Origin of the sequence: Streptomyces sp. NPDC002870, from assembly GCF_042888505.1 — a bacterium.
GTDB lineage: Bacteria > Actinomycetota > Actinomycetes > Streptomycetales > Streptomycetaceae > Streptomyces.
Genome location: NZ_JBIAPW010000002.1, coordinates 334,501 through 343,603 on the forward strand (window position 1 = coordinate 334,501; position 9,103 = coordinate 343,603).

The 9,103-nt window shown below is 65.7% G+C and carries 8 protein-coding genes; 4 read left to right on the plus strand and 4 right to left on the minus strand.

Annotated features, from left to right (window positions below; all coding sequences use genetic code 11):
• Positions 1-77: 77 nt before the first annotated feature.
• Positions 78-509: a hypothetical protein gene (locus tag ACFYWY_RS04025; protein WP_389179259.1), complete on the plus strand. Its 432-nt coding sequence runs from the start codon at positions 78-80 to the stop codon at positions 507-509.
• 271 nt (positions 510-780) lie between these two features.
• On the opposite strand, the gene ACFYWY_RS04030 is transcribed toward ACFYWY_RS04025, so the two are convergent.
• Entirely contained in the window at positions 781-1,314 is a 534-nt protein-coding gene (locus ACFYWY_RS04030; protein ID WP_389179262.1) for an HNH endonuclease, read from the minus strand.
• Positions 1,315-2,108: 794 nt separating this feature from the next.
• On the opposite strand from ACFYWY_RS04030, the gene ACFYWY_RS04035 reads away from it, so the two are divergent.
• Positions 2,109-4,100 carry an NACHT domain-containing protein gene (locus ACFYWY_RS04035; protein ID WP_389179265.1) on the plus strand — a complete coding sequence of 664 codons (1,992 nt, stop codon included), beginning with the start codon at positions 2,109-2,111 and terminating at the stop codon, positions 4,098-4,100.
• A gap of 400 nt (positions 4,101-4,500) precedes the next feature.
• Here the strand turns inward: ACFYWY_RS04035 and ACFYWY_RS04040 are convergent, their stop codons facing one another.
• Both ACFYWY_RS04040 and ACFYWY_RS04045 read right to left on the minus strand, forming a co-directional pair.
• The gene (locus ACFYWY_RS04040) at positions 4,501-4,866 is read right to left on the minus strand and encodes an excalibur calcium-binding domain-containing protein (protein WP_389179268.1); all 366 of its coding nucleotides are present in this window, start codon (positions 4,864-4,866) and stop codon (positions 4,501-4,503) included.
• 619 nt (positions 4,867-5,485) lie between these two features.
• On the minus strand, positions 5,486-6,310 hold the full coding sequence (locus ACFYWY_RS04045; protein ID WP_389179271.1) for a hypothetical protein: 825 nt from the start codon (positions 6,308-6,310) through the stop codon (positions 5,486-5,488).
• Positions 6,311-7,163: 853 nt separating this feature from the next.
• Between ACFYWY_RS04045 and ACFYWY_RS04050 the strand changes: the two genes are divergently transcribed.
• On the plus strand, positions 7,164-7,439 hold the full coding sequence (locus ACFYWY_RS04050) for a hypothetical protein (RefSeq protein ID WP_389179274.1): 276 nt from the start codon (positions 7,164-7,166) through the stop codon (positions 7,437-7,439).
• A gap of 293 nt (positions 7,440-7,732) precedes the next feature.
• Complete coding sequence (locus tag ACFYWY_RS04055) at positions 7,733-7,996, plus strand: hypothetical protein (protein ID WP_389179277.1); 264 nt, start codon at positions 7,733-7,735, stop codon at positions 7,994-7,996.
• A gap of 212 nt (positions 7,997-8,208) precedes the next feature.
• On the opposite strand, the gene ACFYWY_RS04060 is transcribed toward ACFYWY_RS04055, so the two are convergent.
• Positions 8,209-8,382: a hypothetical protein gene (locus tag ACFYWY_RS04060; protein WP_389179280.1), complete on the minus strand. Its 174-nt coding sequence runs from the start codon at positions 8,380-8,382 to the stop codon at positions 8,209-8,211.
• Positions 8,383-9,103: the final 721 nt, after the last annotated feature.

A 9,103-nucleotide genomic window follows, 5' to 3' on the forward strand; every position in this document is an offset into this window, starting at 1 on the left:
TCAAGGGCCCACGGTCATGGGGGTCGAGTACGAGATTCACCAGCGGATAGCTCACTCCATGGGGCAGGATCGCAGCCATGACTGCTCACGAGCTCAAGGCCATTTGCGATGCTTGCAAGCAGCCCGTCGACGACCGTGACGGATGCATCTGGATTGACAACGGAATGATCAACGAGCGCCAGGAATCCGTTCGCGCCTGGGAGAAGGAAGGCATGGATAGGACCCCAGCTGGAGAGCTTGTCATTCGTAACGCAATGGAGATCATGAACTACCCGGGCGGAGTCCGATGGAACGTTCACCACTCGGCGTGTGATCTGGACATCGATGCCGATGCCTACTCGATCGAGGTGGAGCGGCTTCGCAGTTGGGCAGATCTCGCCCACTGGACCGCACACCTCATGGGCAAGGCCTGGCTCGGCGACACGGACTGGAGGAAGGTGCTTGATTCCGCTGCGCACGGCGAGGGCACTCGCATTACCCCTGTGGCGGCCCCGCGACTGCATCACTAATGCTCCGACTCTCTTCCCAGTTCAGAGCATGTCCAGGGAGCATGCCGCAGCCTCTCTGACCTGCAGAAACGTGCGGATCGGCTGCGCATCCGGGTGTGCCTGTCTACGAGGCTGCGGGCGCAACGCCCATCGGGCGCTTAGCTGACCAAGACAGGCACCGCCGACTACGGCGTGCCCTTCGAGGTTCCTCACGACAATGCAGTGTGCGACGCATCAACAACAGGTTCTGGTGCGCGGCGGCTCACCCTGACTTGCTGCAAGACTGGCATTGCTAACCAAGCGAGCGAGCATTCGCCAGCCTGGTTACCAGGTCCCTACCCTTCTCTGTGATCGTGTAGAACTCCTGCGATCCTCCGGCGAAGTCGATGACTGCATTGGATCCGTTAGGGATCAGGATTCCCAACTCCCGTTTCAGCCCGCGGACGAAGAGGCCATCTTTTACGAGGTGCATCATTGCTACGTCTGACGCAGCAGGCATCGGGATGGAGTTGATCTCTGAGTTCTCCGCAAACAGGGTCAACACACGCCGCTCGATCTCTCCGTAGCGGCCATTAATGACGCCAAGATTCGCCTTGTACTGGAGCATCGCCTTACGGTCGATCTCTCCCTTGTCAAAGCGTGAATGACAGGTAGGGCAAAGCGCGATCAGATTCTCAAACTTGTGCTCGCGCACTTTGTGCCAAGGTTTGATGTGCGCAATCTCAGTCGTGCTCGCGCGGCATGTGGGAATTGCGCAGCGATGTCCCGCCTCAACGAGCACGGCGCGCTTGACTTCTACGGGGACAGCGGTCCGGCCTTGTGCCATGTGCTGAGACTAGTAGGCACCGCTGGCAACGGACCCCCGAATGTATGCAGCTGAAGCCCACGCGCGGCGTTGCTCGGCCACGAACGTGTCCAACGGGTCCGCAACTGGCACCCGACCGCGAAGCGTATGCGGGACAGCAACGGTCGCGGCCGCTGATGTGCAAGGACGTCCGCGGGTCACAAGCTGAGCGGCCCTGCCTCTCTCCTAGCGGGGTTGTCGGTACCGTGACACTCAGTCAGGATGGCCCCGTTGCTCCCCATGTCAACGTCCACGACCTCCTCGACGATGGGATGGTTGCCTGTTCGTGCTGCTTTCACCGTCACCAATTGACTGTGAGGATGTCGGCGGCATCACTCGAGTCGGCCGACAAATCATCAACGGGACAGCGTGGGTTGGTCAGATGTAGGTCAGACCCCCTTCGGCGGCGCCACCGACATCCTCACAGTCGGCCGTGGCTGTCAGGGAGCCGCTCGATGCGAACTACCGGCGGGGCGGTCGCTGCGGTCTGCGAGGCTGGTCAGCCGGTCATCTGGAGCCGGTGATAGTCGGCTGCGGTCGCGGCGGTTGCTGTACCTCGCTGCTGTACTGCAATGGCTCTGGCTGTCCTGGGCTCACTAGCGTGTTGGCTTCTGCCGTGAACGGCGCACCGGCAGGGACGAGACACGGCAGGATGACTCGCCGTGAACCGTGGAGGACATGGCCGAGGGCCGAAGCGTGTAGGTATCTGGTTCCTGCTGTTGATGGTGCTGGGGACGGCCGGGGCATTGGCACTGGTCCGGTATTTTGCGTCTGGGATGGCCGAGACCGCAGCTACGTGGCTGATGGGCCTGCCCCTCGCCTACCTGGCGTGGAAGGCCTTTTACCACGACCGCGTCGAAGCAGCCGCCCTGGACTTGGGGACGGTCGCCGATCAACTGGCGCAGGCGGTGCAGAAGCAGTGGGACCACGAGTCCGCCACCCGCCGGATGAATGACCCGTATCCGCTGCCGGTCGCCTGGCGTCCCGCTGACGCCGATCTGGTCGAGCCCTGGCCTCTGCTGGCCGAGGTGGCCCAGAGCTGGCCTGGTGGTCCGCCAGGGGATCCCGCCCGGTGGCCTGAGGAGGTCGCGGGCCTGGCGGGCGCTGCCGCGCAAATCGGTGAGGTGTTCACCCAACTCGTGCCCACCCGCCGCCTGGTGGTCTTAGGCGAGCCCGGCTCCGGCAAGACCATGCTGTTGGTCCGGCTGCTCCAGGATCTGATCGAACAGCGGCCTGAGGGCGGCTCGGTGCCGGTGCTGGTCTCCCTGGCCTCCTGGGACCCCCGCCGGCCATTAGAGGGCTGGCTGGCCGAGCAGCTCCGCCGCAGCCACCCCGGCCTGCGCGTTCCCGCCGCGGCGACCATGCCCCGGGCGGACGCGATCGACTTAGCCCAAGCCCTGCTGGACAACCGGCTCATCCTGCCGCTCCTCGACGGCTTTGACGAACTCCCTCCCGCCATGCACCCACTGGCCCTCAGCGCCCTCAACCGGGCCCTGCCCGCGAAACAGCCGCTGGTCTTAGCCAGCCGCGTCACCGCCTACCGCACCGCCGTGCAGCGGCCCGACGTCATGGTGCGGCTCAACGGCGCCGCCGGTATCCACCTGCTGCCGCTCATCCCTGAGCAGGCCGCCGCCTACTTGCGCCGTGACGCAGGCGGTGAGCACACTGCCGCGGCCGACCGCTGGACCACCGCGGCCATCCACCTGGGCACCGACACGCCTGTCGGGCAGGCGCTGAGCACCCCTTTGGGCCTCTTCTTGGCCCGCACTATCTACAACCCCCGCCCACACATCTCGGCCGCCCCCGACCCCATCCCCCACCCGGACGAACTGTGCGACACAACCGCCTTCCCCACCCGGGCCGCCCTCGATGCTCACCTGTTCAACGCCTTCATCCCTGCCGCCTACACCCCTCACCACCCCCACCCGCCCCGCTGGCCGGTACCCCGGGCCTACGGCACCTTGGCCTTCCTCGCCCGGCACCTGGAGACCAACCGCGACAGCAGCCCCGACCTGGCTTGGTGGGAACTCCACCAAGCCCTTCCCGGGCCTGCCCGCCGCCTGACGATCAGGTTCACGGCCGGACTCACGGCCGGACTCACGGCCGGACTGGCGGCCGGCCTCACGTTCGGGCTAGCGGTCGGGCTCGCGGCTGGACTCGCGGCTGCGCTCGCGTTCGGGCTCGCGGGCGGGCTCACGTGCAGGTTCGCGAGTGCCCCGAGTACGCGGCTGCGCTGGTCATCCGGCTCGCTCGCGGCCAGGCTCGCATTCGGGCTCGCGTTCGGGCTGGCGGCCGGGTTCGCGGGCGGGTTGGCAGCCGGGCTTGCAGCCGGGCTGGCGATCGGGCTCACGGTAGGACTCACGACAGAGAAACCTGACCTAACCACTATGATCGGGCCCGCGACACTGCTTACCCAGGACCGCCGTACCTACTTCGTGGGCGGGCTTACGGCCGGGCTGGCGGCTGGGTTCGCAGCCGGCCTGGCGGCCGGGCTGGCGTTCGGGATCGCGGTCGGGATCGCGGTTGGGATCGCGTTCGGGCTCATGATCGGGCTCGTGGGCGGGCTCAGCAGGACAGCATGGGCAGGCTTGGTGATAGCCAGGTCATACCTGGCGGTGCGGCGCAAAGCCCCGTGGGATTTGATGGCATTTCTCCAGGATGCGCACGAGCATCGCGGTGTGCTGCGGCAGACCGGGGCCGTGTACCAGTTCCGACACCTCGACTTGCAACGCCACCTTGCCCAGCAGCCCTGGCCGCCCCCCACCTGACCGGCGCCTCGATTGTTCATCACCAACCCTGAAAACCGTCGTGGCAGGAAGCGGTGGGGAACAGTGGGCACGATCGGACAGCCGCACTTCGACCCGTAGCTCTAGCCGTGACGGTCAGCGGCGGCCATACCGGGGTCAGTTGTTGTGGTTGCGGTACTTCGCATCTGTACCGACCGCGTGGGACTTGTCAGTGAAGTTCGGTCTCCCCCGCTTCGAACGGAGGCTCCACCTGGTAGCTGGGGTCACATCGCCTGCGAACCCATCGGGCGGCGCGGTACTGGGCGTCGCGTCGTTGAATGGATGTCAGCAGGACCCTCGAAACGAACTGCACGCATCCAAGGCGAACCTTGCCTGAAGCCCCCCGCGCCGTCCGCGGGAGGGGCTACTTGTATGCCTTGCGCTATTCGCAGGCGACGCCGTCACCGTCGCGGTCCAGGTGGCCGCCGTAGCCCGGATCCCCCGTACGGATCGGAGCAGCGCCAGCGGCGCGCACCTCGGTGCAGTTCGCGTAGTAGGTCGAACCGCCCGACCCACCGCCGTCGTCGTCGCCGCCCGCAGCGGGGGCCACCGTGACACGTACGGCCTTCGTCTTCGTCACGGTCGGCGCAGGTTCCGGCTCGGCCGTCACCGTCTCCGTGGCGGCCGGCGGCGGAGTGGCGGTGACCGTCGCGGTCACGGTTGCAGCAGGTGCTGCCTTCTTGCTCGCCGAGGTGTCGGTTTTCGTCTCGCCGTCAGACCCGGCGACGATGCCTATGAAGAACACCATCAGCGCGGACGGGATCAAGATCCGCTTACGTGCCCACTTCGGGCGCTCCGGCTGAGGGGTCGGAGGCGGGTACGGGTTGGGGCCCCCGGGGGCTGGCGGCTGGCCCCAAGGCGGCGGCTGCGACGGTGTGTTGTGTGACATGAATCCCCCAAAGGGACGCGACGAGAGAAGCCGACCGTAGCGGATACACCGTTGGATACTGGGCAGTTTCGCCAGATAGGGGAGCCTCGCCAAGCTTCAATCTCAGAGGCGGAATCGCGGTCCGGAGACGTTCGACTAGACGAGGTCTGCGCTGGTACCCCGGCAGGACTCCAACCTGCGACACCCGCTTCAGGAGCGAGGTGGGGCGAGTTGGGCGCTGACCTGGCTAACGCTGACCCGGTGCCCGCGGTACCTGAGCCCCGCTGGCAGCTGCCATTCCCCGTGAGTCCCCGCTCCATCGCCGCTTGATCGCCAACGGTCCGCGACTGCTCAATAGCCGAGAGGCCTCGTTCGTTGCACCCCACACCCGCTCGATCCGCTGGGTCACCCGATCAGGTGCCGAATTGAGAGGCTCAGTGCGACGGCCTGCCGAGAGACCGGCAGGCCGTCACAGAGTCCACCGGGCCGAGGGCGCTGTCTACGGCGCGAGCCACTCCGCCTGGAGCTGCGGAGCAAGGACTTTGCCTCCAAACACGGCGAGCGAAAAGGCGTCGCTTCCGGTGTTCTGGAAGGCTTTGAGGGAGATCACGTCACCGGCATTCAGCTGAACAATCGTGGACACCTCCTCCGAAATTCCAAAACCGTCACTGATGTTTACGGTGTCCTGCTCGTCCAAGGCGAAGGTATTGCCGTTGACGTCGATGAACAGGTCACGTTGCCCCGCCGGAGCCTCAGTCGGAGTGAAGCTCCAGAAAAGCCTTCCCTTGAGGAGGTAGCGCCCGGCAGTGTTGACCACCAGAGTGTTGGACGCGTCATCGAACATCGTGTCCGTGTCGTAGTCGGCGCCGTCGAAAGCGATCTGGGTGGTGACGCCGGTCGGGATGGTCTGGTTGCTAATGGCGAAGATACTCGCGCCGACATTGACCGTGGGCCCGGTCGCGCCGGTCGCGCCGGTCGCGCCGGTCGCCCCGGTCGGTCCCGTCGCGCCGGTTGCACCCGTCGCGCCGGTCGGACCAGCGGGACCGGTGGCACCCGTCGCACCCGTCGCACCCGTCGGGCCCGTCCCTCCCTTGCAACGGTCCCTGTCGCCGAGGATCGATACGCCCTCGCACTTATCGTCTCCGCCGCCCGGGCCGCTCGACGCGCTCACGCGTTCGCCCATGCTCTGAGCCGCGGCCGCGACCGGACTGACCACCCCGGACGCCAGGACCAGCGCGAGCGAGACGACCGCGCTGCGGGCCTTCCACTTGTCTCGACGGGGCACAGGTCCCAGCGGGGTCCTTGTCCTGATGTCAGAACTCATGTACACACTCCCTGTTTCAGCCGATTTGTCGGAACCAGGGGTGAGCTTGACCCGTACCCAGCCGATCGATGGTCCCGCTCGATAGGAACGCGCCGATTATCAGCAGATCGGGGTAATCGGCCTATCCAGATGGGGTGCCTTTCGCCCGCTGATGCGCACTCGGGGCGAGCGGCCAATCGGGCTGGGCCGGCTACTCAAGCGCCGCCCGCGCCGTGAGTGATCAGAGCCGTTGATGTCAGATCTGGATGTCAAAGACCCCCAGCCTTGATCGGCTGGGGGTCTTCTCGCTGGAGCCTCCTGTCGGGTTCGAACCGACGACCCCCGCTTTACAAGCGAGGTGGGGCGACTTGTGGTCTGACCTGCGGCACGCCGACATCGACGGACACGGGCGCGGGCACCGTCGGCGACCGCAGTTCCCCGTGGCTCCCCGCTCCATCTGGCGCGGTTGTGGCACGGGGAGCATCTGAGCCGTAGCTAAGAATGGATCGGTCATCCAGAGTCATTACGGCCCCTTTCGGGCCGCTGTCGACTTCATGGCGGGCGCTGTCGGTTGCTGTCGCTGCTGTACTTCACTGCTGTACGGAGGGGCGTGCGCCTCATTATCACCAGAGCCACCAGTGGGGTAAGTGCCCTTGAACTGCCGTGGTGGTGCTTGTCGCGGTTGCTGGTCCAGGGCGGGGGAGCCCTGTAGATGGCCGCGACTTACCAACCGGTCGGGCACGCGTTCAGCTGCACGGGTTGACGCACTCCAGGCCATGATCCTATTGTCCGCCTTGCGCGTGGTTGCAGTCGACGGCAATGAAAGTCGACCGGATTCTGATTAATGCCGAAATCTGAGTAAGTGAGGGTAGTCGTGGGGGTGCTGCTCTCGTACCTGGTCCTTTTCCTTATTCAATGCGGCTTGATGGCGCTGCAGATTGTCGGCGCGTTCCTGCTCATGTTGAGTGCCGCTCTGTTTATCCGGCGCTTCGCTATTGCGCGCAAGCGTCGACCCGATGGCCACTTCCCGAAAGCGACGCCAGTGGCACCATATTTGCTTGGCGGCATCGGCATTTGCTTGCTGGTTCCTACTTCGGCAGCGCTCTTCATCGGGAAGGAGTTGGGCATTTTTGAAACCTGGGCGATATAGGTCGAAACCGTTGTGGTCTGCGGGGGCATCGTCGGCCTGTCGAGGCTGGTAGCGGTCGGCTGCGGGCGCGGTGGTTGCTGCACCTTGCTGCTGTACATCACCAGTTTGGAAGACCCAGTACGCGGATACGGCCTGACCTGGAACATGTCTGACCTACCGCTCTACGGCGTGGTGCCCGTGATTCGCCCCTAGTCTCCTTGGTTCCCCGCCCCGTCGGGCACGCGAGGGGCACACGGTGGCCTCATTGGTGGGGCGTGGGTATGCGACGGACAAGGGCACGGCAGACTGCCGCTATGTGGATACCAGTGGCAGTGACGACGCTGCTCTTCATGCTCGCGTCGGTCTCTGCGATTTTCCAAGCTCGCAAGGGCCAGTGGTGGACCGCTGTCGCGGTCTTTCTGCCTTCCCTCGGTGTGGCTGCGCTGCTTGGTGGCTTGGAGTGGCAGAGCACGCCGCTCTTCTGGCTGGCGGGCATGTTCGTAGTGGCTGGCTTCGGTGCGGAGGCCATGGCCTACTGGAGCACTCGAACGGCTGGTAGGGGGCAGGTGGGCCAATGAGCGCGTCTCAATGGCCGAACGCAAGGTCGGCGGAATGGCTTTGGCCGGTGTCCTGCCCGGTTTGGGGTCGAGCATGATCAGGGGGCCGTACGCTTGCCGGCTACTCGGGCAGGCTTCACCCCTGCCCGCCATGTGTCCGATGGCCCCTGGCCGTGGCCGACGGCGTGAGGTCTGTGCGGCTTTGGGCCCCAGCTTTCGCCGGGGCCTTTTGCTCAGCCTTCCTCGTGGCGCTCCTGTTCGCGGCGGGTTGCCCACCGGTCGATCCGGGCCAGGGTGTCGGCGGCGCGGTCGGCGTTCTCGCCGGTGAAGGTGACGTACCCCTTGCCGTCGCAGGCCCAGCAGCCGCCGCCCTGGTGGTTGGGGCAGATCATCGTGAAGGCGTTCATGGTGCGCTCCTTCGAGGTCGGGGCCGTTGTCCTGATGGGCCCTGCCCTGCACGGTTCTGCCTGGCTGCCAAGGTGGAGCGCCCCACTGGACGAATGACCTTGGCAGCCAGGCAGGTTCGTGCTGCCGTACGGCATCAGGACAACGGAGCCGACCGGCAGCCACCCCCACGGCGCTCGATCCCACCCACGACCGACGCCTTCGCCCCGGCCCCGGCAACACACCGAACCCTCACCTTGGTACACCCCACGAGTCGCCCCAGGGGCACGGCTGGTGGGCTCTTCGTGGCTGAGTCCGTGCGGTGCGGTGCGGTCGATGCCCAGACGGTCGGTGGAACGGCTTTGGCCGGTGTCCTGCCCGGTTTGGGGTCGAGCATGATCAGGGGGCCGTACGCTGTCCGGCTACTCGGGCAGGCTTGTCCCCTGCCCGCAATGTGTCCGAGTGGCCCCCTGGTCTTGCTCGACGCGGGACCCGAATCGGGGAGTGTGGGTAAAGCCGTGGAGCCGTCCGTCCCCACCCCCGGCCTGGTTCTTTTCGCCCCCTTGTGGGCGCGGGCGGGCGACGACGTGCGGCCCCGGTGGCGTAGACACATGGAGGGGCAAGCGCGTCGGCGACCGGCCGGCGCGGGGGGGCCCCCCCGCCGCCCCCCCCCAAAAAAAAAAAAAAAAAAAAAAAACAAAAAAAAAAACAAAAAACCAAAACACAAGAGAGGACAAAATTGTT